The 23,718-nt window shown below is 72.8% G+C and carries 21 protein-coding genes; 6 read left to right on the top strand and 15 right to left on the bottom strand.

Going from position 1 to position 23,718, the window contains the following annotated elements; genetic code table 11:
- Positions 1 to 29: 29 nt before the first annotated feature.
- Together ACF06X_RS28260 and ACF06X_RS28255 are read right to left on the bottom strand one after the other, a co-directional pair.
- On the bottom strand, positions 30 to 1,061 hold the full coding sequence (locus ACF06X_RS28260; protein WP_392290108.1) for a zinc-binding dehydrogenase: 1,032 nt from the start codon (positions 1,059 to 1,061) through the stop codon (positions 30 to 32).
- Positions 1,058 to 2,212 (bottom strand): mandelate racemase/muconate lactonizing enzyme family protein, encoded by a 1,155-nt coding sequence (locus tag ACF06X_RS28255; RefSeq protein WP_392290107.1) that lies wholly within the window; start codon positions 2,210 to 2,212, stop codon positions 1,058 to 1,060. The genes ACF06X_RS28260 and ACF06X_RS28255 overlap by 4 nt, the downstream gene beginning before the upstream one ends.
- 238 nt (positions 2,213 to 2,450) lie before the next feature.
- On the opposite strand from ACF06X_RS28255, the gene ACF06X_RS28250 reads away from it, so the two are divergent.
- The 5 genes from ACF06X_RS28250 to ACF06X_RS28230 all read left to right on the top strand — a co-directional run bounded on the left by ACF06X_RS28250 (position 2,451) and on the right by ACF06X_RS28230 (position 6,491).
- On the top strand, positions 2,451 to 3,221 hold the full coding sequence (locus tag ACF06X_RS28250; protein WP_392290106.1) for an IclR family transcriptional regulator: 771 nt from the start codon (positions 2,451 to 2,453) through the stop codon (positions 3,219 to 3,221).
- Positions 3,218 to 4,072 carry an SMP-30/gluconolactonase/LRE family protein gene (locus tag ACF06X_RS28245; RefSeq protein WP_392290105.1) on the top strand — a complete coding sequence of 285 codons (855 nt, stop codon included), beginning with the start codon at positions 3,218 to 3,220 and terminating at the stop codon, positions 4,070 to 4,072. Before ACF06X_RS28250 ends, ACF06X_RS28245 begins: the two co-directional genes overlap by 4 nt.
- A 172-nt stretch (positions 4,073 to 4,244) precedes the next feature.
- On the top strand, positions 4,245 to 5,315 hold the full coding sequence (locus ACF06X_RS28240) for a LacI family DNA-binding transcriptional regulator (protein WP_392290104.1): 1,071 nt from the start codon (positions 4,245 to 4,247) through the stop codon (positions 5,313 to 5,315).
- On the top strand, positions 5,299 to 5,829 hold the full coding sequence (locus tag ACF06X_RS28235) for a SigE family RNA polymerase sigma factor (RefSeq protein WP_392290103.1): 531 nt from the start codon (positions 5,299 to 5,301) through the stop codon (positions 5,827 to 5,829). Before ACF06X_RS28240 ends, ACF06X_RS28235 begins: the two co-directional genes overlap by 17 nt.
- A complete protein-coding gene (locus tag ACF06X_RS28230) occupies positions 5,829 to 6,491 on the top strand; it encodes a hypothetical protein (RefSeq protein WP_392290102.1) in 663 nt (220 codons plus the stop codon). Before ACF06X_RS28235 ends, ACF06X_RS28230 begins: the two co-directional genes overlap by 1 nt.
- A gap of 28 nt (positions 6,492 to 6,519) precedes the next feature.
- Here ACF06X_RS28230 and ACF06X_RS28225 read toward each other — a convergent pair whose 3' ends face one another.
- From ACF06X_RS28225 to xylA, 13 genes are all read right to left on the bottom strand, one after another.
- Positions 6,520 to 7,659, bottom strand: a complete 1,140-nt coding sequence (locus tag ACF06X_RS28225) for a pectinesterase family protein (RefSeq protein WP_392290101.1) — start codon at positions 7,657 to 7,659, stop codon at positions 6,520 to 6,522.
- 129 nt (positions 7,660 to 7,788) lie between these two features.
- Positions 7,789 to 9,081, bottom strand: coding sequence for a polysaccharide lyase family 1 protein (locus ACF06X_RS28220; RefSeq protein WP_392290100.1), 1,293 nt, complete (start codon positions 9,079 to 9,081; stop codon positions 7,789 to 7,791).
- Positions 9,078 to 9,794 (bottom strand): rhamnogalacturonan acetylesterase, encoded by a 717-nt coding sequence (locus ACF06X_RS28215; protein WP_392290099.1) that lies wholly within the window; start codon positions 9,792 to 9,794, stop codon positions 9,078 to 9,080. Before ACF06X_RS28215 ends, ACF06X_RS28220 begins: the two co-directional genes overlap by 4 nt.
- Before the next feature lie 113 nt (positions 9,795 to 9,907).
- Positions 9,908 to 11,248, bottom strand: a complete 1,341-nt coding sequence (locus ACF06X_RS28210; protein ID WP_392290098.1) for an ABC transporter substrate-binding protein — start codon at positions 11,246 to 11,248, stop codon at positions 9,908 to 9,910.
- Entirely contained in the window at positions 11,245 to 12,861 is a 1,617-nt protein-coding gene (locus ACF06X_RS28205; RefSeq protein ID WP_392290198.1) for a family 43 glycosylhydrolase, read from the bottom strand. Before ACF06X_RS28205 ends, ACF06X_RS28210 begins: the two co-directional genes overlap by 4 nt.
- Positions 12,862 to 13,067: 206 nt before the next feature.
- Positions 13,068 to 13,907 carry a PmoA family protein gene (locus ACF06X_RS28200; protein ID WP_392290097.1) on the bottom strand — a complete coding sequence of 280 codons (840 nt, stop codon included), beginning with the start codon at positions 13,905 to 13,907 and terminating at the stop codon, positions 13,068 to 13,070.
- Complete coding sequence (locus ACF06X_RS28195) at positions 13,904 to 15,166, bottom strand: Gfo/Idh/MocA family protein (RefSeq protein WP_392290096.1); 1,263 nt, start codon at positions 15,164 to 15,166, stop codon at positions 13,904 to 13,906. The genes ACF06X_RS28200 and ACF06X_RS28195 overlap by 4 nt, the downstream gene beginning before the upstream one ends.
- Positions 15,163 to 16,089 (bottom strand): carbohydrate ABC transporter permease, encoded by a 927-nt coding sequence (locus ACF06X_RS28190; protein WP_392290095.1) that lies wholly within the window; start codon positions 16,087 to 16,089, stop codon positions 15,163 to 15,165. The genes ACF06X_RS28195 and ACF06X_RS28190 overlap by 4 nt, the downstream gene beginning before the upstream one ends.
- Positions 16,086 to 17,045 (bottom strand): carbohydrate ABC transporter permease, encoded by a 960-nt coding sequence (locus tag ACF06X_RS28185; protein WP_392290094.1) that lies wholly within the window; start codon positions 17,043 to 17,045, stop codon positions 16,086 to 16,088. The genes ACF06X_RS28190 and ACF06X_RS28185 overlap by 4 nt, the downstream gene beginning before the upstream one ends.
- A 92-nt stretch (positions 17,046 to 17,137) precedes the next feature.
- On the bottom strand, positions 17,138 to 19,039 hold the full coding sequence (araD, locus tag ACF06X_RS28180) for an L-arabinonate dehydratase (RefSeq protein WP_392290093.1): 1,902 nt from the start codon (positions 19,037 to 19,039) through the stop codon (positions 17,138 to 17,140).
- On the bottom strand, positions 19,036 to 19,944 hold the full coding sequence (locus tag ACF06X_RS28175) for a dihydrodipicolinate synthase family protein (protein ID WP_392290092.1): 909 nt from the start codon (positions 19,942 to 19,944) through the stop codon (positions 19,036 to 19,038). The genes araD and ACF06X_RS28175 overlap by 4 nt, the downstream gene beginning before the upstream one ends.
- 4 nt (positions 19,945 to 19,948) lie before the next feature.
- The gene (locus ACF06X_RS28170; protein ID WP_392290091.1) at positions 19,949 to 20,590 is read right to left on the bottom strand and encodes a GntR family transcriptional regulator; all 642 of its coding nucleotides are present in this window, start codon (positions 20,588 to 20,590) and stop codon (positions 19,949 to 19,951) included.
- 203 nt (positions 20,591 to 20,793) lie between these two features.
- Positions 20,794 to 21,963, bottom strand: a complete 1,170-nt coding sequence (xylA, locus tag ACF06X_RS28165; RefSeq protein ID WP_392290090.1) for a xylose isomerase — start codon at positions 21,961 to 21,963, stop codon at positions 20,794 to 20,796.
- A 216-nt stretch (positions 21,964 to 22,179) separates the two neighbouring features.
- Between xylA and xylB the strand changes: the two genes are divergently transcribed.
- The gene (gene xylB / locus ACF06X_RS28160) at positions 22,180 to 23,682 is read left to right on the top strand and encodes a xylulokinase (protein WP_392290089.1); all 1,503 of its coding nucleotides are present in this window, start codon (positions 22,180 to 22,182) and stop codon (positions 23,680 to 23,682) included.
- Positions 23,683 to 23,718 lie beyond the last annotated feature (36 nt).

Here is a 23,718-nt window from a genome sequence, read left to right as displayed (position 1 = left end):
CCGCCGCGCCCCCGCGCCGGGGTGCCCGGTCAGGGGCGCAGCAGCACCTTGCCGGTCAGGGGATCGCCGCCGCCGACCAGCGCGACGGCCTCCGCGAACCGCTCCAGCGGGAACTCGTGGGTGATCAGCGGGGCCGGGTCGAGCAGCCCGAGCCCGAAGGCGCGCACCGCGTCGGCCCAGGCCGCCGAGGGCGCGCCGAAGACGCTGCGCACCTCCAGCTGGCTCACCGACAGATGCGCGGGGTCGATCCCGACGGCTCCGGGCGCGAACATCCCGGTCAGCACCACCCGGCCGCCCCTGCGGGCCAGCAGACAGGAGGAGGCGGCGGTGGAGGGCGCCCCGGCCGTCTCCACGACCAGGTCGAAGCGGCCGTACGACCCGGCCGCCGCCTCCTCGGGGGCGAGTGCCTCGCTCGCGCCGAACCGCAGGGCCTGCGCGCCGCGCGCCACCCGGGGGTCGACGACGGCCAGTTCGGCGGGGGAGGAGGCGGAGAGCAGCTGGACGGCCAGCAGACCGAGCGTGCCGGCGCCGACGACGGCGACGCGCTCGCCGGGGCGCGGGCACCCGGCCCGCACGGCGGCGGCGACCACGGCGGCCGGTTCCAGGAGCGCGGCCGCGCGCGGGTCGGCCTCGTCGTGCAGCAGGTGCAGCAGGCGGGCGGGGACGACCACATGGTCGGCGAAGGCGCCGGGCTCGGTGAAGCCGGTCTCCGCGTAACCCGCCGTGCAGAGGCTGGTCTCGCCGCACCGGCACCGCTCACAGGTGCCGCAGGCGCGGAAGCCCTCCGCGACGCAACGGCGCCCCACCAGCGAGGCGTCGACCCCGGGCCCCACGGCCTCGACGGTGCCGGACCACTCGTGCCCGGGGACGAGGGGGTAGCGCACATAGGCGGGATCGCGGTGTCCGTCGTACACCTCGCGGTCGCTCATGCAGACACCGGCGGCGGCGACCCGCACCCGTACCTCGCCGGGACCGGGCTCGGGCACCTCCCGCTCGACGAGCCGGTGCGCGCCGGGCTTCTCGACGACGACCGCGCGGCTCGTCCCCCCGCCGCCGCTCACTTCGGCTGCCTCCGCTCCCAGCCCTCGGCCCACAGGTCGAAGCGGGCCCGCTGCTGCGGGAACTCGGCCGCCGCGTCCACGTCCAGCTCGACCCCGAGCCCCGGCGCCTCGGACACCTCGAAGCATCCGGTCTCCGGATCGACCTGGGGCGCCCCCCGGACGACCTTCTTGATCTCCGCGTCCGCGAAGTCGTTGAAGTGTTCGAGGATCTTGAAGTTCGGTGTGCAGGCCGCGAGTTGGAGCGAGGCGGCGGTGAGCACCGAACCGCCCACGTTGTGCGGGGCGACCAGCATGTAGTGGGTCTCCGCGGTGGCCGCGAGCTTGCGGGTCTCCAGGATGCCGCCGATGTGGCCGAGGTCCGGCTGGATGATGTCGGCGGCCTGCGACTCGAAGAGCTCCCGGAACTCGATGCGGTCGTGGATGCGCTCACCGGTCGCGATCGGCATGTCGACCTTGGCGGCCACCTTCTCCAACGCCTTGAGGTTCTCCGGCGGCACCGGTTCCTCCAGCCAGGCCGGGTGGAAGGGGGCCAGGTCGCGTGCGAGGCGCACCGCCGTGGCCGGCGAGAACCGCCCGTGCATCTCCAGCATCAGTTCGGTGTCCGGTCCGATCGCGTCCCGGACCGCCTCGATCAGGGAGACCGCGTACCGGGTCTGTTCCGCGTCGAGTTCGAGGTGGCCGGTGCCGAACGGGTCGATCTTCAGGGCGCGGTAGCCGCGCGCCACGACCTCCTGGGCCGCCTTGTGGTAGGCGTCCGGGGTCCGCTCGGTGGTGTACCAGCCGTTCGCGTACGCCTTGACCCGGTCGGTCACCCGGCCGCCGAGCAGCTGCCAGACCGGCACGCCGAGCGCCTTGCCCTTGATGTCCCAGCAGGCCATCTCGACGACGGCGATGCCCGACATCACGATCTCGCCGGCCCTCCCGTAGTCGCCGTACTTCATCCGCCGTACGAGGTCTTCGACCGCGAACGGGTCGGAGCCCGCGATGTGGTTGGCCTCCGCCTCGCGGAGATAGCCGACCAGCGCGTCGGTGTGGCCGAGCATCCGTGTCTCGCCGACGCCCGTCAGCCCCTCGTCGGTGTGCACCTGGACGTAGGTGAGATTCCGCCAGGGGGTGCCGACGACATGTGTGGTGATTCCCGTGATGCGCACGGTGGTTGCCCCTCGGTTCCGGTCGTGCCGTTCGTATCGTGTTGTTCGATATTTCGTCACACGTTCGAAATGATGGCGAGACCGTATGCGCGCTCCCTGGGGGTGTCAATGCCCCACGTCGGGTCAGTCGTCGGGGTCCGTCGAGGGCCATTGCCCGCGAACCCCTCGATGGCTAACCTGTGTTCGTCATTCCGGTCGACGATCGAAATATCGAACAGGGAAGAGGGGGTGGGCGGTCATGGGCCGACTCGTTCCAGCGGTGACCAGGGCGTTCGACATCCTCGAACTCTTCCTTGTCGGACCGGAGACCCTCTCCGCGCCCGAAGTGATCCGCCGGCTCGACCTGCCGCGCACCAGCACCCAGGAACTGCTCACCACCCTCGCCGCCCGCTCCTACCTGGCGCCCGTCCCCGGTCAGCCCGGCCGCTACCGGCTCGGCGTCCGCAGCTACCAGCTCGGCAGCCGCTACGCCGAACAGCTCGACCTCGCCGCCGAGGGCCGCCGGACCGCCCGCGAGGTCGCCGACACCTGCGGCGAGACCGTCCATGTCGCCGTCCTGGAGGACACCGACGTCATCTACATCGCCAAGGCGGACTCCACCCACGCCGTCCGCATGGTCTCGGCGGCCGGGCGCCGACTGCCCGCCCACTGCACCGCCGTCGGCAAGATGCTGCTCGCCTCCCTCCCCGAGGCGGAGCTCGACGCCCGTGTCGGAGACCGCGAACTGGCCGCCATGACCCCCCACAGCATCACCGCACCGGCCGCCCTGCGGGCCGCCCTCGCCGAAGCCCGCGCCCGGGGCGTCGCCGTCGAGCACCGGGAGTCCAACCCCGAGGTCAGCTGCGTCGCCGCGCCTGTACGGGACCGCACGGGCCGGGTCGTCGCCGCCCTGTCGATCTCCGTCCCCGTCAACCGCTGGAGCGAGGAACGCGAACACGAGCTGACCGCGCTCGCCGCCGAGGGCGCGGTCGGCCTCTCCCTCCGGCTCGGCCACGGGAACGCCCGATGAACCGCCCGACGACCATCGAGGTCGCGGTGCGCGAGTACGCCCTGCTCGGCGAAGGCCCCACCTGGGACCCCGCGCAGGCCCGGCTCGTCTGGGTCGACATCCTCGGCCGCCGCGTCCACACCTTCGAACCCGGCAGCGGCCGACGCTCCGTCGTCGCCGTGGCGCAGCACATCGGAGCGGCCAAACCCCGCGCGGGCGGCGGCCTGGTCGCCAACCTCCGGGACGGCGTCGGACTGTACGACGCGGGCGGTGCGTTCACGTGGCTGCGGCACGACCCCGTACCGGGCCGGCGCGGGAACGACGCGGCCGTCGCCCCCGACGGCAGCCTGTGGGCCGGCACCATGCGCTACGACGAAGGACCCGGCGGCGGCAACCTCGTGCGGTACGCCGCCGACGGCAGCGCCACCCCGCTGCTCGACGAGGTCACCATCAGCAACGGCATCGGCTGGAGCCCGGACGCCTCCCTCGCGTACTACGTCGACACCCCCACCCGGCGCGTCGACACACTGCGGCTGCGCGACGGACGGATCGCGGAGCGGACCCCGTTCGCGAGCGTCGAGCCGGGCGCCGGATACCCCGACGGCCTCACCGTCGACGCGGAAGGCTGCGTCTGGGTCGCCCTCTGGGACGGCGGACAGCTGCGCCGCTACACCCCGCGCGGCGCGCTCGACCGGATCGTCGACCTGCCGGTGTCCCGCCCGACCGCGTGCGCCTTCGGCGGGCCCGCGCTGCGCGACCTCTACGTCACGACGGCACGCACCGGGCTCACCGACCCGTCCCCGCCCGCCGGTTCGCTCCTCGTCCTGCCGGACGCGGGACAGGGACTGCCGGGCACGCCCTTCGCGGGCTGAGTACGCCGCCTCCCGCACGGCGCCCTTCCCGAGACCGCACGGCGCCCTTCCCGAGACCGCACGGCGCCCTTCTGGACACGCCGCTGAGCTGCCGCTTAGGGTCGGGGGCCGGGGCGTCGGGGACGCCCCGCCGGCCCGCCCGGAAACCGCAGCGGAGAAGACAGAGAAGTCCATGGTCACCCTCGCCGATGTCGCCCGCCACGCCGGAGTGTCGGCCAGCACGGTCAGCTACGTGCTCAGCGGCAAACGGTCCATCTCCGCGTCCACCCGCGAGCGCATCCGGCGCAGCATCGACGAGCTCGGCTACCGTCCGCACGTCGGCGCCCGGGCCCTGGCCAGCAGCCGGACCCACATCCTGGCCCTGATGATGCCGCTGCGCACCGACCTGTACGTGCCGGTGATGATGGAGATCGCCATGGCCGTCACCACCACCGCCCGCGCGCACGGTTACGACGTCCTGCTCCTCACCGGCGAGGAGGGCCCCGAGGCCGTCCGCCGGGTCGAGGGCAGCGCCCTCGCCGACGGCATGATCGTCATGGACGTGGAACTCGACGACCCGCGCCTGCCGTTCCTGCGCCAGGCCGAACGGCCCGCCGTCCTCGTCGGCCTCCCCGCCGACCCGGCCGGATTCACCTGCGTCGACCTGGACTTCGAGGCGGCGGGCGCGCGCTGCGTCGACCATCTCGCCGACCTCGGCCACCGGCAGATCGCCGTGCTCGGCGAGCCGCCCGCCGTCTACGCCCGGGGCACCGGCTTCGCCGAGCGCACCCTCGCGGGGCTGCGTGCGGCCGCCGCCGCGCGGCAGGTCGGTCTTCTCCACCGCCCCTGCGAGGGGACCTACGCCGCCGTGGCGGCCACCGTGGGCCGCGTCTTCGAGGAACGCCCCTCGACCACCGCGCTCGTCGTGCAGAACGAGGCCGCCGTCGAACCCCTCCTCGCCCTGCTGCGCCGCCAGGGCCTCGCGGTGCCCGAGGACGTCTCCGTGGTCGCCGTCTGCGCCGCCCAGGTCGCCGCCCACGCCTCCGTACCCCTCACCTCCGTCGGCGTGCCGGCCCAGGAGATGGGACGACACGCCGTGGAACGCCTCGTCGCGCACCTCGACGGGCACGAGGACACCGGCACCGTTCTCATCGCCCCGGACCTGACCGTACGCGGCAGCTCGGGCCCGGCCCCCGTCCCGGCCCCCGGTCCGGCACCGCTGTCCGGACGCACCGAGAGAGCGGGCCGTGGACACGGCGGATGACGACCCCACGACGGAGTTCCACGCCTTCTTCGAGCGCCACTACGCCGAACTCGCCCGCCTCGCCCACCTGTTGACCGGCGATCCGGACGCGGCGGACGATCTCGCGGCGGACGCGATGGTCGCGCTCTGGCACCGCTGGGACCGGGTGCGCGCGGCGGATCACCCGGTCGCCTACGCCCGGGGCGTGGTGGCCAACCTCGTCCGCAGCCGCATCCGGGGCGCGGTACGCGAACGCCGCCGGATCGCGCTCTTCTGGGACCGGCGCTCCGAGCACATGGACGGCCCCGACATACCCGTCGTCGTCGACGTGCAGACCGCCCTGCGGGCGCTGCCGTTCCGTAAACGCGCCTGTGTCGTGCTGCGCCACGCCTTCGACCTGTCGGAGCGGGACACCGCGCGGGCCCTCGGGATATCGGTCGGTACGGTCAAGAGCCAGACCTCGAAGGGCATGGCGGAACTGCAGCGGCTGCTCGGCCCCCGGGCCGCCACCGAACTGGTCGGAGGGAGGAACTGATGGACGAGCCCACACTGCGCCGGCAGCTGCGCGAGGCGGCCGACGCCCACCGCCCCGACCGCGCCCGCATCCTCGCCCGCGTCGAACGCGGCATGGCGGCGCCGCCGGAGCCCGCCCGGCTCCGGCGGCGCCGCCCGCGCCCGGCGGGTCCCTGGACGCGGACCCTCGCGGTGGCGGCGGCCGTCGTCGGGGTCCTCACCCTCGGCGGAGTCGTCGCGACCACCGCGCACCGCGCCCCCGCCCCGGTCGCCACGATGCCCGCGCCGCACCCCCCGCTCCGGGCGGTCGGCTCGATAGACCCCGGCAGCAACCGCTGGTGGGCCCAGAGCAACATCACCCTGACCGCGTCGACGCCCCTGAGCGCGCTCACCGTCGAGCTCCGGATCGCCCGCACCGGCGGCGTCATCGACACCGGGCACTGGCGCACCCTGCCCGAGCAGGACTTCACCGTCTCCGTACGCGAGGAGGGCGCCGCGCTCGTCTACCGCTGGACGCTCAAGGAGGGCCGCACGGTCCCGCCGGGGCGGCACGTCTTCGCCGGTCAGTACAACCACGCCGAGGGTGCCCGCGACGTCGCCGCCGACTCGTACACCCTCACCACGACGGACATCTTCCACCGACAGGAGTCGCTCCACGGCGACTTCAACGCACCGGCGCGGTAGCCGGCGCGACCGGCGACCCGGCGACGGGCTACCGGTCCCCACGGGATCCGGGGAGCCAGTCGCCGAAGTACGTCACCCTCGTCGCCGACGCGGCCTCCGCGGGGCCCAGTTGCGGACGGTTCTCGGGGACCGGGACGGCGGCGCCCGGTCCCGTGTTGCGGTACTCGGCGAAGCGCTGGGCCTGCCAGGGATACGCGTCCCGCATGTTCGCGTACGGTGCCACGGCGTCGATCCCGGCACCGAGCACACTGTCGCGGACGACGAGGGACGGCCAGGCCGTCGGGTCCGAACTGGGCACCCAGGGGCGGGCCAGCTTGTAAAAGCCGTCGGGCGCCTCGCTGGTCACCCGGCAGCGGGAGGCGAGGAAGCCGTAGGGATTCGTGCGGACGGTGGACGGGGCGAAGACGAAGCCGTGCGGGGCCGAGGAGAGATCGGTGCGGAGCAGCGTACGGAAGTGGCAGTGCTCGAAGACCGCGCGGGCCCGGCCGAAGACGAAGTCGACGTCGCCCTCGACATAGCAGTGCGCGAAATACTGCCGGGCCATGGCGGTCACCGCCATCGAGTCGGCGTAGAGCGTGTCCTGATGGCCGAGGAACCGGCAGTGGAAGAAGGCGGACCGGTCGCCCTGCACCTTCAGCGCGACCGCCTGGGTGCCGGAGTTGCCCGGGAGGTCGGTGCGCAGGAAGTCGTTGGCGAAGGTGATCCACCGCGCGGTGAAGCCGTCCGCCTGCACGGTGGTCGTCGCCGAACCGCTGGTGCCGTAGGTGGTGCCGTCGGGGCGGGTCGTGCCGGCCGCGTTGTCGTACACGACGACGACGTCACGGGCGTTCTCGCTCGCCCCGATCCAGGTCATCCCGGTCCGGGCCGCACTGATGGCGACGGTCTCGCGGTACGTGCCGGGGGCGAGGACGAGCGTCCAGCCGGAGCCGCTCGCGGCGCTCACCGCCCCCTGGACGCTCGTGTGGTCCCCGAGGCCGCCGGGGTGAACGTACAGGGTGCGCGCGGTGAGCCGGGCGGCCGGCGAACCGAACCGGCCGAACGGCTCGGACGGGCCGAGCGGACCGGACGGGCCGTGGGATCCGGCGGTCGCCGGGGCGGCGGTCAGGCTGAGCGAGAGCGCCGCACCGGCGCCCGCCGTGAGCAGGCCACGGCGACTGAGCGGAGGCATGACAAAGCTCCTTCGCGGGTGAGTTCGCGGGTGAGTCAGGGAGTGAGTTCGCGTTCGGGGTGAAGTGGAGGAGAGGGCAGGGGCGGCGCGGGCGGACCGCTGGCCCGGCGCGCGCCGCCCCCGCCCCGGTCAGCAGTCCTTGCCCGCGCCCGCGCGGTGGCCGACCAGGCCCGGAACGGCCTGCGGGACGTCGACACGGCCGCGCAGCGTCGGCGTCCAGCCGGCGCCGTCGCGCAGGATCTCGCCGGGGAACTCCGCGTTGTGCACGGCGAGGAGGTCGACGGGCCGGCCGTTGACGAGGTTGCCCGCCGTCGTGACCGGGGCGTCCTTCCACTTCTTCAGGATCCTGCCCGCGGAGACGCCCGCCGGCAGGGTGAACGCGTTCTTCTCGGCGACGAGCTGCGACTCCTGCCCGATGCCTAGGCTGTACGCGTATCCCGTGGCGGGCACCACGAAGTGGTTGTTGTACGCGTCGACCTGGCCGAAGCGGACCCGCGGCGCCCGCTCGATCACGTTCCTGAAGAGGTTGTGGTGCAGCGTCACCCGCAGCTTGCCGCGGTCCGTGGCGCCCGCGCTGTCGCTGTTGCCGATCATCAGCGTCTTGTCGTGGTCGGCGAAGACGTTCCAGGACGCGGTGACCAGGTCCGCGCCGCGCACGATGTCCAGCTCGCCGTCGTGCTGCTGGTAGAGCTCGCCGTAGTAGGTCGGCAGCGAACTGTCCGGGTGGGCGCCGTCGGTGAAGGTGTTGTGGTCGATCCAGACATGCGTGGAGCCGTACACGACCATGCTGTCGTACTCGGAGTTCCACGCCCCGGTCGCCCCGTCGGTCGGGTCCCACTGCGGGAAGCAGTCGAGCGGGCTCTCGACGGTCAGATTGCGGATCACGACGTTGTCGACACCCTGGATCTGCAGGCTGCCGCCGACGATTCCGGCGTCCCGGCCGACGCCGACGATCGTCGTGTTGGCGGGGACGTACGCCTTGATCGCCTTGCCCTGGGCCTTCGCCGAGGCCGCCCGCAGATCCTCCTGCGGGCCGCTCACCTCGGTGTCCCGGCCCCACACGGCCGGGTCGTAGTCGGCGAGGTACCGGGCGAAGTCGTAGCCGGGGGCCTCGAACGCCGAGCAGCCCGCGGCGGTCGCGTTCAGCGTCCCCTCGACCTTGACGATCCTGGGCTCGGTGCCCGGGACCGCGAGGGCGGCCCGGAACTCCTCCCAGGTGGTGACGGTGAAGACCCGGGAGGCGACCGCCGCCGCGCCGCCGGTCGTCCCCGTGCCCGCCGAGCCCCAGCCGTCGCCGGCGGGCAGGGTCCGGCGGGCGGGGTCGGGCGCGGCCTGGGCGGTGGCCGGCCCCATCAGGCCGCCCGTCAGGCTAAGGACGAGCGCGGTGGCCCCCGTCAGACACAGCTTGCCGCGTGCGCTCATGGTCTGCTCTCCTCGTGGTCGGCGTCGGGCCAGGTGATCCAGCCGGTGGGGATCTCGTCGTCGAGACGGCGGGTGTCGCGCGGCGCGAGCACCCCGGTGTGCAGCAGCCCGGCCGCGACCAGCCGGGCCACGGCGATCGCGCCCGGCGGGTTGAAGTGGGTGTTGTCCTGCTCGGCCGGCGTCCAGTTGAAGTACGTCTTGGTCGTCTCAGGGCCGAGCTTCTGCCACAGCGCCAGGGACAGCTCCTGGACGTCGAGCAGATCGACACCCTCCTCCCGGGCCACCTCACGCATCGCGGCGGGGTACTCCCCGAGGGTGCGCAGCGCGGTGCCGCCCGCGTCGAACTTCCGCCGCTCGACGGAGGTGGCGAGGACGGGCAGCGCCCCGCGGTCCCGGGCCCCGGCGACGTACCGGCGCAGATTGTCCTGGTAGGACGTCCACGGCTCGGTGTAGCGGGTCGGGTCGGTGATCTTCTGGTCGTTGTGGCCGAACTGGATCAGCAGCACGTCACCGGGACGGATCGCCGCCAGGACGGTGTCGAGGCGGCCCTCGTCGAGGAAGCTCTTCGTGCTGCGCCCGTTGACGGCATGGTTGGCGACGGTGATGTCCTGGTGGAGGAAGAAGGGGAGCGCCATGCCCCAGCCGGTCTCGGGCGCGGCGTCGGCGTACTTCTGGGCGGCGGTGGAGTCGCCGGCGATGTACAGCGTGCGCATGCGGTGGTGTCCTCGGGAGGGGTGCGGGAGTGCCGCCGCGGCGGGGGCCGCGGCCAGGGCGAGCGCGAGGCCCGCCCCGGCCGCGACCACCTGACGACGGGTGGGTGAGGGCGTCACTTGTTCTGCGACTTCCACTCGGCCTGCGCCGTGTTGAGCTGCTCGGCCAGGCTGTCCAGGAACTCCTTGGCGCTGGACTTGCCCAGCAGCACCTTCTGGAAGGCGGGCTCGTTGTCGGCCTTGGAGATGGTGTTCCAGTCGGGCAGGTAGTAGGGCAGCTGCACGATCTTCGCCTCGCCGCTGAACAGCACCTCGGCGGCGAGCTTGGTGGGCTCGGCCTTCTGGATCCAGGCGTCCTTCGCCGCTTCGGTGTTGGCCGGGATGGCGCCGGCCGACTCGTTCCACTTGCTGTTGGACCGGTGCGAGGCGGCGAACTCGATGAACTTCCAGGCGGCCGCCTTGTTCTTGCTGGAGGAGAAGAGGCCGAGGCCGTCGACGGGGTTGGAGACCTGGACCCGGGTGCCGTCGTCCGTCGTCGGGTTGGGGATGCCGCGGAACTTGTCGGTGCCCAGGGCCTTCACATGGTCCTTGTAGGAGCCCAGGTTGTGGTTGAGCATGCCGATCTCGCCGCTGTCCCACTGGGCGACCATCTTGGTGAAGTCGTTGTTGACGTCGGCCGCCGGGGTGTTCTTCTTGAAGAGACCGACGTACTTCTCCAGGGCCGCCACGTTCTTCGGGTCGTTGACCGTGGTTTTGTCACCGTTCCAGAAGCTGGTGATGCCGCTCTGGCCGTACATGGCGTCCAGGGCCTGCGCGATGGAGCCGGAGCCGCCGCGAATGGTGTAGCCGAACCGGTTCTTGTCCTTGTCCGTCAGCCTGTCGGCCGCCGTGTAGAACTTCGACCAGGTGGTGGGCTCCTCGAGACCGGCCGCCTTGAACAGGTCGGTGCGGTAGTAGAGGACGCCGTTGCTCGCCGAGGTGGGGACGGTGAACAGCTTCCCCTGTCCGCCGGCCGCCTTCACGCTGTCGACCATGCCCGCGTTCAGCTTGCCCTTCAGCGCGCTGGACTCGAGGCGCGCGTCGAGCGGCTCCAGGGCGTTCTGCGCGGCGATGCCGGCGAGCATCGCGGCCCCGACGCCGCCGACGTCCGGCAGCCCGCCGCCCTGGATGGCGGTGTCGTACTTGGACTGCACCTCGGTCGACGCGATCCCGACGTACGTCACCTTGATGTCGGGGTTCGCCGTCTCGAAGTCCTTGATGATCTCCTTCCAGACGTCGGTGCGGACACCGCCGTTGTTGTCCCAGAAGGTGATCTCTCCCTTGCCCGACCCCTCGATGCCCTTGTCGCCCGCCGCGCCGCTGCCGTCGTCGCCGCAGGCGGTGACGGTCAGGGCGAGGACGGTGGTCAGGGCGAGGGCGGTGGCGGCTCTGCGCCGCCCGCTGCGGAAGATGGTCATCGTCGGCTCTCTTCTCTCGGGTCCTGCGGGGCATTCGTGGGGATGGCGCTCGTGGGGGTGGCGCTCGTGGGGGTGGCGCTCGTAGGGGTGGCGCTCGTGGGGGTGGGGCCCGGGTCGGCGGCGCCGGGTGGGAGGGCGCTCGGGGTGATGCGGAACGCGGTGAAGTCGGCCGTTCCGGCGGGGCCCGTGCCCGTCGGAGCGGCGGCGAACAGGCCGATCAGCGCGCCCACCCAGCGCCAGGGGGTGGCGGCGAAGACCTGACCGGAAGGGACGAACCCCTCACCGGTGTCGTACGAGAACCGGCAGCGGGCCCCCGCGCCGATCTCGATCCTGAGCCGGGCCCGGTCCTCGGGCGCGGGGCGGCCGAAGGCCGCGTCCCGCTCCCGGTCGGCCGAGACCGGCGCGAAGCGGTGCACCAGACGGCTCGTGCCGTCCGCCTCGCGCCGCAGCCCGATCCAGCTGTACGCGTCGCCGAGCACCGCCATCCCGGCGCGGGCGCCGGGCTCGCGGCTGTCGAGGCGCAGGTCGACCTCGACGACGCAGGGGTGGGCGGGCAGCCGCTGGGTGAGGACGTGCGGCAGCCGGCGCAGGTCCTCGGTCTCCCGCGTACGGCCGCAGCCGAGGCGCAGACCGTCGGCGGAGTGCTGGGTCGTCCAGCCCTCCCGCGGATTGGCCGTCCACTGCCACTGCCTCCCGAACCGGCCGCCGGGGAAGTCGTCGTCGGTGGCGGGGACGGACGGCGGCTGCGGCGGCAGCGACGGCTTGGGGTGGACGAGGACCGGAGTTCCCTCGTCGCCGAGGACCGGCCAGCCGTCGGCGCCCCAGCGCAGCGGCTGGAGATGGACGACCCTGCCGTACGCCCCGCGCTCCTGGAAGTGCAGGAACCAGTCCTCGCCCCGCCCGGTGCGGACCCAGCCGCCCTGGTGCGGCCCGTTGACGTCCGTACCGCCCTGCTCCAGGACGACCCGCTCCTCGTACGGGCCGAAGAAGGACCGCGAACGGAAGGCGCCCTGCCAGCCGGTGGCGACGCCTCCGGCGGGCGCGAAGATCCAGAACCAGCCGTCGTGCCGGTACAGCTTGGGCCCTTCGAGGGTGAACCAGCCCGGGAGGAGGTCGGCGTCGACGATCGTCCTGCCCTCGTCGAGGAGTTCGGTGCCGTCGGCGCTCATCCGGTGCCCGGTGAGCCGGTTGTTGACGCCCGAGCGGGACTTGGCCCAGCCGTGGACGAGGTACGCCTCGCCCGTCTCCTCGTCCCACAGCGGACAGGCGTCGATCAGGCCCCGGCCCGCCTTCACCAGATGCGGGGTGCTCCACCGGCCGCGTACGGAAGGGGAGTTGATCTGCCAGATCCCGTGGTCCGGGTCGCCCCAGAAGATCCAGAACCGGCCGTCGTGGTGGCGCAGCGAGGGCGCCCACACCCCCCGGTCGTGCTGGGGCGTGGCGAAGGAGGTCTCCGGCAGGAGCCGCTCCAGGGCGTGGCCGACGAGCGTCCAGTTGACCAGGTCGCGGGAGTGCAGGATCGGCAGTCCGGGCGCCCGGCCGAAGCTGGACGCGGTGAGGTAGAAGTCCTCACCGACCCGCACGACGTCCGGGTCGGACCAGTCCGCCGCCAGGACGGGATTGCGGTACGTCCCGTCCCCGAGGTCCCCGGAGGGCCAGGCGCGGGCCCGGCCGGCCGCGCCGCCACCGCTCGTGCGGTCGACGGCGCCGTCACCGCTCGTCGTGCCGGTCACGTGGTCACCGCTCGTGTCGTCACCGGTCACGCGGCCGGTCGCGCCGGTCGCGCGGTTCGCCCCGTTGGCGCCGCTCGTCGTGGCCGTCACGCCGTCACCGCCTTGCGGGCGAGCGTGGCGGCCGTGTCGCGGTCGAGGCGGCCGTCGGCGACGACGGTGACCACCCGGCGTACCAGCGAGCCGCCCGCCACGACGACCGGCCGCTCGTCGAAGGCCAGCGAGGAGCCCACGCCCGGGTACTCGGCGGCGCGCACGAACCAGGGGTCGCGCCGGGTCTCCTCGGTGGCCCCGGCGAAGACCAGGGTCCAGTTCCGGCCCGCGAGGGCGACCCAGTCGGCGCGGGCTCCGTGCACGGCCCGCTCGCCCTCCGCGTCCGCGGCGAAGACGTCCGGCGGGGCGCTCTCCAGCGGCGCGCGCCAGAAGAACCCGCCGTACGCGGCGCCCGGCCGGCCGTTGGTGGCCGGGCTGCCGAAGGACAGCTCATCGCCCGAGGTGTTGGTCAGCGAGAAGGTGAGGTCCAGCGCCCAGGCCGAGCCGTCGAGCGGGGTCGCCGAGACCGTCCGGTGCTCGCGGAGCAGGACCCGCTCCCCGACCACCCAGCTCAGCTCCTCCACGAACCCGTCGGGGTCGCGCAGCTTGAAGCCCTCGTGCCGCTGCGTGCCGTGGTTGTCGAGCGCGGTCGGCCCACGGCCGCGGACGAAGGTGCGCCCGCCCCAGAAGTTGAACCCCGCGACGTCGGGGACGGCGACCCCGGCGCCCAGGTGGTGCGGATGGTCCTCGGGCAGCTCCTCGGTGACCGGGACGCCGCCGAGGGTGGAGACGGGATGGAGGTAGGGGCGCGGGGAGTGGTCGGGCGCGAGCTCCGGCCGCAGGACGTAGCGGGCGACCGCCCGGCCGGCGCAGCGCAGCACCGTCGGGGTGTTCATCGGGACACCGCCTTCGCGGTCAGTGGCGCCCAAGGGGCGTCGAGCTCGGAGTAGAGGCTGAGGGTGTCGGCGCTCGCGGCGACCAGGCCGCCGATGCCGTGCACCACCCGGCGCGGCGCGCTCTCGCCGGGCACGGAGTGCCAGGCGTCCGCCGGGAGTTCCACCGGGTCGGGAGCGGTCCTGACCGCCTCGACGACCCGCATGAACGCGCCGGTCGCCTCGGGCGGTACGAGCAGTTCCGTGCCGTCGGTGAGATGGGCGACCAGGTTCTCCAGAAGGTCCGTCAGGCCGTGCGTGGACTCCTCCGGGCCGTGCCCGGCGCGCTGGAGCAGCATCCGGTCCTGCTTGTACCAGTAGGTGATCCGGCCCCGGCTGCCGTGCACGACCACGTACGGGTCCGAGGAGGTCTCCGCGCAGAGCGTGGCGGCCACACTGACCTGCGTTCCCCGGGTGGTCAGGATCCGTACGCAGGAGGTGTCGTCGGACTCGATGGCGTTGGCCCGCAGCAGCTCCGTCTCGATGAACTCGACGTCCTCGGCGCGGGTGGCGCCGGCCAGGGCGAGCGCGGTGGCCACGGCGTGCGCGAGCGGATTGGTCAGGGCGCCGTCGACCACGTCGACCGTGCCGATCCGCCGCCGGCCCGCCCACGGGGCGCGCCGGAAGTACGCCTCGTCGCGGACCCAGGCCCCGGCCCCGCCGACACCGAGGAGCTCGCCGATGGCGCCCTCCTCGATCAGCCGCCGGATCGCGGGAACGGCGTGCGAGCCGAGGGACTGGAAGCCGATCTGGCAGGCCACCCCGGCCGCGGCGACCCCGTCGGCCATCCGCCGGAACTCGGCGTACGACGGCGCCGGAGGCTTCTCCAGGAGCAGATGCGCGCCGTGGCGGGCGGCGATGAGGGCGAGGTCGGTGTGGGTCTGGATCGGGGTGCAGACGACCGCGATCCGGGCGCCGGTCGAGGCGAGCAGCGCGCCGAAGTCGTCGGACTGCTCGGGGTCGCCGAAGCCGTCCAGCTCCTCGGCGTCCAGCGGTCGCAGCTCGCAGATCCCCGCGAGCCGTACCAGGCCGAGGCGTTCGAGCCGGCGGATGTTGACCAGATGGGAGCGGCCGTGGCCGCGGGCGCCCGCGAGCACGACGGGAAAGGGTTCCCGCGCTGCGCCGGAAGCCGCGCGACGTGCCGTCTGCGTCGCGGTGTCCGGTGCCGTCTCCGCTACGGTGTCCGCTACGGCGTCCGGTGCGGTGTCACGTGTGGTGCTCATCCCTTCACCGCCCCCGCGCTGAACCCGGTGACCAGCCACTTCTGGATGAAGGCGAACACGATCACCACGGGCAGGGCCGCGATCACACCGCCCGCGGCCAGCGCGCCCAGGTCGACACTGTCCGCGCCCATGAGGGTGTTGAGGCCGACCGGGATGGTCTGCTTCTCCTGGCTGCTGAGGAACATCAGCGCGAAGAGGAAGTGGTTCCAGGAGTGGACGAAGGCGAAGGAGCCGACGGCCACCAGGCCGGGCCGCAGCAGCGGCAGCACGACGATCCGGAAGGCCGTGAACCGGCTGCAGCCGTCGACCCAGGCCGCCTCTTCGAGGGAGTACGGCACGTTCTTGATGAAGCCGCTGATCAGGATCATCGAGAGCGGCAGCTGGAACACCGTCTCCGCGATGATGACGCTGCCCAGCGAGTTGATCATGCTCAGGTTGGCGAAGATCTGGAAGAGCGGGACGAGGAGCAGCGCGCCGGGCACGAACTGGGAGCAGAGCAGGGCCAGCATGAAGCCCTTCTTGATCCGGAAGTCGAACCGGGCAAGGGCGTAGCCGCCGGCGAGCGCGACCACGGTGGTCGTCACCAGCGTCGCCAGACCGATGAGCAGGCTGTTCTGGAAGAAGGTGGCGAAGGCACGCTCGGTCCACACCTTCTCGAAGTGCGCGGTCGTCATCGGCCACGGCAGCAGCGAGGTGGAGCCCGCCGGACGGACCGCGAAGAGCACGATCCAGTAGAAGGGGATCAGGGTGAAGAGCAGATAGATGCCGAGCGGAAGGTAGATCTGCCAGCGCGGAGCCTCGTCCCAGGCGCGCCGCCGCTTGCGGAGCGGGACTGGAGGGGTACGGGTCGGGGGTGCGGCGGCCACTCCGGCCGCGGTGGCCGGCGCCGGCGGTGCCGTCGTGGTGTCGTCCTGGGCTATCACTTGCTCTCGCCTCCGAACTTGCTCAGGCGCAGATAGACCATCGAGCAGAAGAGAAGGATCACGAACGCCACCGTCGTCAGGGCGGAGGCGTAACCGAAGTTGTGGGCGTCGACGCTGGTGTTGGCGATGTAGAGCGGGAGGGTCGTGGTCTCGCCCGCGGGGCCGCCGCCCGTCAGGGTGTAGAGCAGGTCCACGTTGTTGAACTCCCACACCGCGCGCAGCAGGGTGGAGAGGATGATCGCGTCCCTCAGGTGCGGCAGCGTGATGTGGACGAACTGCCGTATCCGGCTCGCCCCGTCGACCTCGGCGGCCTCGTACAGGTCCTTCGGCACGGACTGGAGGTCGGCGAGGATGAGGATCGCGAAGAAGGGCACCCCGCGCCACAGATCGGCGACGACCACCGCGGAGAAGACCGTGGACGTGTCGGAGAGCCAGGAGGTGCCGTACTCGCCGAGGCCCATGTCCGCGAGGTACCGGGTGATGCCCGTCTGGGAGTTGTAGAGCAGGACCCAGATCGCCGAGGTGAGCACCCCGGACACGGCCCAGGGGGAGAAGACCAGCGCCCGGCCGACCGCCCGGCCGACGAAGGTCTGGTTGACGATCAGGGCGAGCGCGAGTCCGAAGAGGAGCTGCAGCGTCACCTCGACGGCGACCCACTTCAGGCTGAAGGTCAGCGTCCCCCAGAAGTGCGGGTCGTCGGTGAAGATCCGGGTGAAGTTGTCGAAGCCGGCGAAGCCGTTCCGCCAGGGCTTCGTCGGGTTGTAGTGCTGCAGGCTGTAGTAGAAGACGCTGAGCACGGGGTAGGCGATGAAGCCCAGCATCAGCAGCGCGGCCGGGGCGATCAGCAGATACGGCAGTCGGCGTGGTGCCACTCCCGTGCGGCGTGCGCGCGCGGGGGCCTGGGGCGGCTCGGATGTCGCGGGTGCCTTGGGCGGTGGGGTCACGGCTGTGGCCATGACGGCGGCTCCGTTCTCGGGGCGCGAAGCGCTTCGCAGACGGTGTTCGACATGTCGAACAGATGGAACTGGGGGGTGGACCGGCCCGGGCGTCAGCCCGCGTACGGATCCGGGGTCGTTCCCGGCCTGGCCAGGAACTCGAAGTCGCAACCGGTGTCGGCCTGGGAGATCTGCTCGGAGTACAGCGCGCCGTAGCCGCGCTCGTAACGCTTCGGCGGCGGCGTCCACGCGGCCCGCCGGCGCTCCCACTCCGCGTCGTCGACGTCCACGTGGAGCGTGCGCGCCTCGACGTCCAGGGTGATGAGATCGCCGGTACGGACCAGGGCGAGCGGCCCGCCGACGTACGACTCCGGTGCCACGTGCAGCACACAGGCGCCGTAACTGGTCCCGCTCATCCGCGCGTCGGAGATCCGGACCATGTCCCGCACCCCCTGCTCCAGCAGGTGCCGGGGGATCGGCAGCATGCCGTACTCCGGCATCCCGGGACCGCCCTTGGGTCCGGCGTTGCGCAGCACCAGGACGTGGTCGGCGGTGATCCCGAGCTCCGGGTCGTCGATGGTCCGCTGCATGGTGCGGTAGTCGTCGAAGACCACGGCGGGACCGGTGTGCTTGAGGAGCCGCGGCTCGGCGGCGATGTGCTTGATCACCGCGCCGTCCGGGCACAGGTTGCCGCGCAGCACCGCGACCCCGCCCTCGTCCGCGAGCGGACGCGTACGCTCCCGGATCACCTCGTCGTCGTGGACGAGCGCACCGTCGAGCTGCTCCCGCAGCGTCGCGTGGGCGACCGTCGGCCGGTCGAGATGGAGCAGGTCCGTCAGCCGGGAGAGGAAGCCCGGCATGCCACCGGCGAAATGGAAGTCCTCCATCAGGTACTGCCCGCCGGGACGGAGATTGGCGAGCACCGGCACCGTCCGCGCGATCCGGTCGAAGTCGTCCAGGGTCAGCTTCACCCCGGACCGCCCGGCCATGGCGATCAGATGGATGACGGCGTTCGTCGACCCGCCGAGCGCCAGGACGGCGGCGACCGCGTCCTCGTACGCCTCACGGGTGAGGATCCGGGAGAGCCGCAGGTCCTGCCGGACCAGTTCGACGATCCGCAGCCCCGACGCGGCCGCCATCCGGTCGTGACCGGAGTCCACCGCGGGGATCGAGGAGGCGCCCGGCATCGTCACCCCGAGCGTCTCCGCCGCGGCGGTGAGGGTGGAGGCCGTTCCCATCGTCATGCAGTGGCCGGGGGAGCGGGCGAGCCCGTTCTCCAGCTCGGCCATCTCGGCGTCGCCGATCAGACCGGCCCGCCGGTCGTCCCAGTACTTCCACATGTCGGTGCCGGAGCCGAGGGTCTCCCCCCGCCAGTGCCCCGGCAGCATCGGGCCCGCGGGCACGAACACCGTCGGCAGGTCCACCGTCGCCGCGCCCATCAGAAGCGCCGGGGTCGACTTGTCGCAGCCGCCCATCAGCACCGCCCCGTCGACCGGGTAGGAGCGCAGCAGCTCCTCCGTCTCCATCGCCAGGAGGTTGCGGTAGAGCATCGGGGTCGGCTTCTGGAAGGTCTCCGAGAGCGTGGAGACGGGGAACTCCAGCGGGAAGCCGCCGGCCTGCCACACACCCCGCTTCACCGCCTGCGCCCGTTCGCGCAGATGGACGTGGCAGGGGTTGATGTCGGACCAGGTGTTGAGAATGGCGATCACCGGCTTGCCGAGGTGCTCCTCGGGCAGGTAGCCGAGCTGCCTGGTGCGCGCCCGGTGGCTGAACGAACGCAGCCCGTCCGTCCCGTACCAGCGGTGACTGCGCAGCTCCTCGGGCCTCCTCGGGCCGCGGCCCGCCGCCGCCTCGGGCCTCCTCTGGCCCTGGGCCGTCGCGTCGGGGTTCCTCGCGCTCCGGCCCGCCGCCTCGGGGTTCCTCCGGCCCTGTCCCGACACCTCGGGGTTCTTCGCGCCCCGGCCCGCCGCCTCGGGGGTCTTCGTGTCCCGGCCCGCCGCCTCGTGCGCGCTCATGCCTGCCACCCGGCGGCTATCGCGGCGACCTCGGCCCGGCTGCCCTCGGGCAGTTCACGGCTCGGGGGGCGGATGTCGCGGCGGCACAGGCCGAGCGCGGCCAGCGCCTCCTTGACGACGGTGACGTTGTCGGCGCTGCCGTTGGCGGCGCGCAGCTCCTCGAAGCGGCGGATCTGCTCCCACACCTTCATGGCGGCCGGATAGTCGCCGGCCCGCAGGGCGGTGAGCATCTCCAGGGACACCGAGGGGGCGACATTGACCAGACCCGAGGTGAAGCCGGTGGCGCCGCTCGCGAAGTACGAGGGCGCGTACGGTTCGGCGAGTCCGGCGACCCAGACGAAGCGGTCGAGTCCGGCGTCGCGGGCGAAGGCGGCGAAGCGCGACGCGTCCGGGACGGCGTACTTCACCCCGATGACGTTGGGGCAGGCCGCGCCGAGCTCCGCGAGCCGCTCGCCGCCGAGCAGCGGATTACGGATGTACGGCACGATGCCGAGCTCCGGAACGGCTTCCGCGATGGCCCGGTGGTAGTCGACCCAGCCGCCCTCCGAGACGTACGGGTGCACCGGCTGATGGACCATCAGCATGCCCACCCCGGCGTCCCGGGCGTGCCGGGCGGCCGCCACCGCGGTCGGCACGTCGTGGCCGACGCCGACCAGGACGACGGCGCGGTCGCCGGCCTCCTCGACGGTCACCTCGGTGACCAGGCGGCGCTCCTCGGGGGTGAGGGCGTAGAACTCGCCGGTGTTGCCGTTCGGCGTCAGCGTGCGGACACCGCCGTCGAGCAGCCGGCGCAGCAGCGCGCGGTGGGCGGCCGTGTCCAGCGAGCCGTCCTCGGCGAACGGCGTCACGGGGATCGCCACGACATCGGCGAGCGCGGCCTTCTCGGTCTCGAAATTCCGGGTCACTCGGTCACTCACCGTCTTCGGGGAAGGCGCGCTCGACGAACGAGGCGATGTGGTCGTGCACGGCGAGGCCGGCGCCGGCGGAGTCGCCGGCCGCGGCGAGCCGCAGGATCTCCTCGTGCTCGGCTGCCTCACGCTCCCAGGAGGGCGTCGCGGCCCAGGCCACGGTGGACACCAGCGCGGCCTGGTCGCGGACCTCGTCCAGCATCCGGCCGAGCAGCGGGTTTCCGCAGGGAAGATAGAGCGCGCGGTGGAAGTCCCGGTTGGCCAGGGAGCGTTCGGCCGGATCCTCCGCCGTCGCCGCCCGGCTCAGCGCGTCCCGCGCCTCGTCGAGCGCCGCACCGGCGGCGACCGTGCGGCGCACCGCCTCCGGCTCCAGGAGGAGCCGTACGTCGTAGACCGACCGGGCCATGTCGGCGTCCACCATCCGCACGGTCGCGCCCTTGTACTGGCTCATCACCACGAGGCCGCTGCCGGCCAGCGTCTTCAGGGCCTCGCGCACCGGAGTCTTCGACACCCCGAAGCGGGCGGCGAGCTCGGTCTCCACCAGGGCCTGGCCGGGACTCAGTCCGCCGGTGAGGATGTCGTGTTTGATCGCCTCCAGGACGTACTGGGTGCGGGACGGGATGGGGCTGGGGGCGAAGGCCATGACGCACTCTCAGATCTCATGTATCGCGTCTCATATATGACGTACGAAGTGCAACGCCGATGAAGCTAGGGGGGCGTTCATGTTTCGTCAATGCTTCGCGCAGGATTGTTGGAAAGCGCTTGCTGTCGAGGGGGCATGGCACACGACGACGGGCACCCGGTCCATTGACCGGGCGCCCGTCGATCGCGGTGAGGAAGGCGTGGTCAGCGGACCGCCAGCAGGTGTTCGAGGGCCAGCTGGTCCAGGCGCTCGAAGGCCATGGACCGCTCGGCCGCCGAGGCCACGTCGAACTCCTCGAACGCGGCGCGGTCCGCGAGCAGGCCGGCGAGACCGTCCGAGGCGGTGGGGGTCGCGAGCTCGGGGAGGCGGGAGGCGGTCAGGGCCTCCTGGACCTCGGGGTCCGCGCGGAAGGCGGCGGCGCGCTCCTTGAGGATCAGGTAGTTGCGCATGCAGTTCTTCGCGGACTCCCACACGCCGTCGAAGCCGTCCGTGCGCACCGGCTTGAAGTCGAAGTGGCGCGGCCCCTCGTACCCGGCCGTCTCCAGGAGGTCCACCAGCCAGAACGCCTGGCGCAGGTCCCCCGCCCCGAAGCGGAAGTCCTGGTCGTACTTGATGCCGGACTGGCCGTTGAGGTCGATGTGGAACAGCTTGCCCGCCCACAGCGCCTGGGCGATGCCGTGCGGGAAGTTCAGGCCGGCCATCTGCTCGTGCCCCGTCTCCGGGTTCACGCCCACCAGCTCGGGGCGCTCCAGGCGCTCGATGAACGCGAGGGCGTGACCGATCGTCGGCAGCAGGATGTCGCCGCGGGGCTCGTTCGGCTTGGGCTCGATCGCGAACCGCAGGTCGTAGCCCTGCTCGGTGACGTACTGTCCGAGGAGGTCGAAGGCCTCCTTCATCCGGTCGAGCGCGACGCGGACGTCCTTGGCCGCCCCCGACTCGGCGCCTTCGCGGCCGCCCCAGGCCACATAGGTGGTGGCGCCGAGTTCGACGGCGAGGTCGATGTTGCGGATCGTCTTGCGCAGCGCGTAGCGGCGCACGTCGCGGTCGTTGGCGGTGAAGCCGCCGTCCTTGAAGACGGGGTGGGTGAAGAGGTTGGTGGTGGCCATCGGAACCTTCAGGCCGGTGCGCTCCAGCGCGTCGCGGAAGCGCTTGACGACGGCTTCGCGCTCGCTGTCCGGCGCCCCGAAGGGGATGAGGTCGTCGTCGTGGAAGGTCACGCCGTACGCGCCGAGCGCGGCGAGCCGCTCGACCGACTCGACCGGGTCGAGCGCCGGCCGTGTGGCGTCGCCGAAGGGGTCGCGGCCCTGCCATCCGACGGTCCAGAGGCCGAAGGTGAACCGGTCTTCGGGGGCGGGGGCGAAGCGTTCTGACATGATCTGTCCCTCTTTCGACTGATCGCGGGAGGATGTGCGCGCGAAACGGCGGACGGCGAGGTCTGGCCGCCTGATTTGTTTTCTGCGATAACTAATACGGTACGGGGCGACAGGGCGCCAGACCCGAAGCGCCCGAAGCACCCGAAGCACCCGAGTGTCGGTACACGCGAGTGCCGAAGAGTCCGAGTCCCGAAGAGTCCGAGGAAGGTGAGGTCGATGACGGCGACCCGTACGGCGACCCGTCCGGCGGCCCCGGTCGTGATCGGCGTGGACAGCTCCACGCAGTCCACCAAGGCGGCCCTCGTGGACGCGGCCACCGGCGCCCTGCTCGCCGTCGGCCGCGCCCCGCACACCGTCACCGGCTCCGACGGAGCCCGGGAGAGCGCCCCCGAGGCCTGGTGGAGCGCGCTGCGCGAGGCGATCGCCGCCGCCCTGGCCGAAGCGCGGGTGCCCGCCTCCGCCGTCACCGGCATCGCCGTCGCCGGCCAGCAGCACGGCCTGGTCGTCCTCGACGACGCCGGCCGCCCGCTGCGGCCCGCCCTGCTCTGGAACGACACCCGCTCCGCGCCGCAGGCCGCCGGACTCACCGCCGCGCTCGGCGGCCCCGGCCCCTGGCTCGCCCGGACCGGCTCCGTCCCGGTCGCCTCCATGACCGCGGCCAAATGGCAGTGGCTGCGCGCCCACGAACCCGCCGTGGCCGACGCCGCGGCGGCCGTCCGGCTGCCCCACGACTTCCTCACGGAGCGCCTCTCCGGCGTCGCCGTCACCGACCCCGGGGACGCCTCCGGCACCTGCTGGTACAGCACGGAGAAGTCCGCCTACGACCCCGAACTCCTCGACCTCCTCGGCCTGGACCCGGCGGTGCTCCCCGCCGTCGCCCCGAGCGGTGCCACCCGCGTCGGCACGCTCACCGCGGCCGCCGCCCGGGCGCTGGGCCTCCCCGGCACCGTCGCCGTCGCCGCAGGCACCGGGGACAACATGGCCGCCGCCGTCGGCCTCGGCCTCGGCGGCGCGGGACTCCTCGACCACCCCGTCGTGAGCCTCGGCACCTCCGGCACCGTGTTCGCCGCCACCCGGACCCGCCCCGCCGCTCCGGGCCTCGCCGGCTTCGCCGCCGCCGACGGCACGTACCTCCCGCTCGGCTGCACCCTCAACTGCACCCTCGCCGTCGACCGGTTCGCCGACCTCCTCGGACTCGACCGCGAGGACGCCGCTCCTGGCGACGGCGTGGTCGTCCTGCCCTACCTCGACGGCGAACGCACCCCCGACCTGCCCCACGCCACCGGCCTCCTCACCGGCCTGCGCCACACCACCACCCCGCGCGCGATCCTGGGCGCCGCCTACGAGGGTGCCGCCTTCACCGTCCTGCGCGCCCTCGACGAACTCCTCACCGCCTGCGGCCTCGACCCGGCCGATCCCCGGGTACGGGAGCGGCCGCTGCGCCTGATCGGCGGCGGCGCCCGGGGCCGCGCCTGGACGCACACCGTCCGCCGGCTCTCCGGACGGCCCCTGGTCGTACCCGCCGCGACCGAACTCGTCGCCCTCGGCGCGGCGGCACTCGCCGCGGCCGCCGCCACCGGCGAGGACCCCGTCGCGCTCGCCACCGCCTGGGGGACGGGCCACGGCGAGACCCTGCCGCCCGTCGCACGCGACGAAGAGACCTGGGAGCGCATCTCCGACGTCCTGGACGCCGCCGCCCCCACCTCCCTCCTCTCCTGACCCGCCTCCGCACCCGGCCCCTTCACCTTCCCCACC

The sequence above is a fragment of the Streptomyces sp. NPDC015346 genome (genome assembly GCF_043078785.1).
Taxonomy (GTDB): domain Bacteria; phylum Actinomycetota; class Actinomycetes; order Streptomycetales; family Streptomycetaceae; genus Streptomyces.
The sequence above is the reverse complement of the archived record's forward strand: the minus strand, read 5'-3'. Positions and strand labels throughout refer to the sequence as shown.

Coding starts and splice junctions, on each gene's coding strand:
- ACF06X_RS28200 (WP_392290097.1), bottom strand. CDS start 13,907: ATGAACACCCCGACGGTGCTGCGCTGCGCCGGCCGGGCGGTCGCCCGC.
- xylB (WP_392290089.1), top strand. CDS start 22,180: ATGACGGCGACCCGTACGGCGACCCGTCCGGCGGCCCCGGTCGTGATC.
- ACF06X_RS28230 (WP_392290102.1), top strand. CDS start 5,829: ATGGACGAGCCCACACTGCGCCGGCAGCTGCGCGAGGCGGCCGACGCC.
- ACF06X_RS28220 (WP_392290100.1), bottom strand. CDS start 9,081: ATGAGCGCACGCGGCAAGCTGTGTCTGACGGGGGCCACCGCGCTCGTC.
- ACF06X_RS28215 (WP_392290099.1), bottom strand. CDS start 9,794: ATGCGCACGCTGTACATCGCCGGCGACTCCACCGCCGCCCAGAAGTAC.
- ACF06X_RS28210 (WP_392290098.1), bottom strand. CDS start 11,248: ATGACCATCTTCCGCAGCGGGCGGCGCAGAGCCGCCACCGCCCTCGCC.
- ACF06X_RS28185 (WP_392290094.1), bottom strand. CDS start 17,045: ATGGCCACAGCCGTGACCCCACCGCCCAAGGCACCCGCGACATCCGAG.
- ACF06X_RS28170 (WP_392290091.1), bottom strand. CDS start 20,590: ATGGCCTTCGCCCCCAGCCCCATCCCGTCCCGCACCCAGTACGTCCTG.
- ACF06X_RS28195 (WP_392290096.1), bottom strand. CDS start 15,166: ATGAGCACCACACGTGACACCGCACCGGACGCCGTAGCGGACACCGTA.
- ACF06X_RS28240 (WP_392290104.1), top strand. CDS start 4,245: ATGGTCACCCTCGCCGATGTCGCCCGCCACGCCGGAGTGTCGGCCAGC.
- ACF06X_RS28250 (WP_392290106.1), top strand. CDS start 2,451: ATGGGCCGACTCGTTCCAGCGGTGACCAGGGCGTTCGACATCCTCGAA.
- ACF06X_RS28225 (WP_392290101.1), bottom strand. CDS start 7,659: ATGCCTCCGCTCAGTCGCCGTGGCCTGCTCACGGCGGGCGCCGGTGCG.
- araD (WP_392290093.1), bottom strand. CDS start 19,039: ATGAGCGCGCACGAGGCGGCGGGCCGGGACACGAAGACCCCCGAGGCG.
- xylA (WP_392290090.1), bottom strand. CDS start 21,963: ATGTCAGAACGCTTCGCCCCCGCCCCCGAAGACCGGTTCACCTTCGGC.
- ACF06X_RS28245 (WP_392290105.1), top strand. CDS start 3,218: ATGAACCGCCCGACGACCATCGAGGTCGCGGTGCGCGAGTACGCCCTG.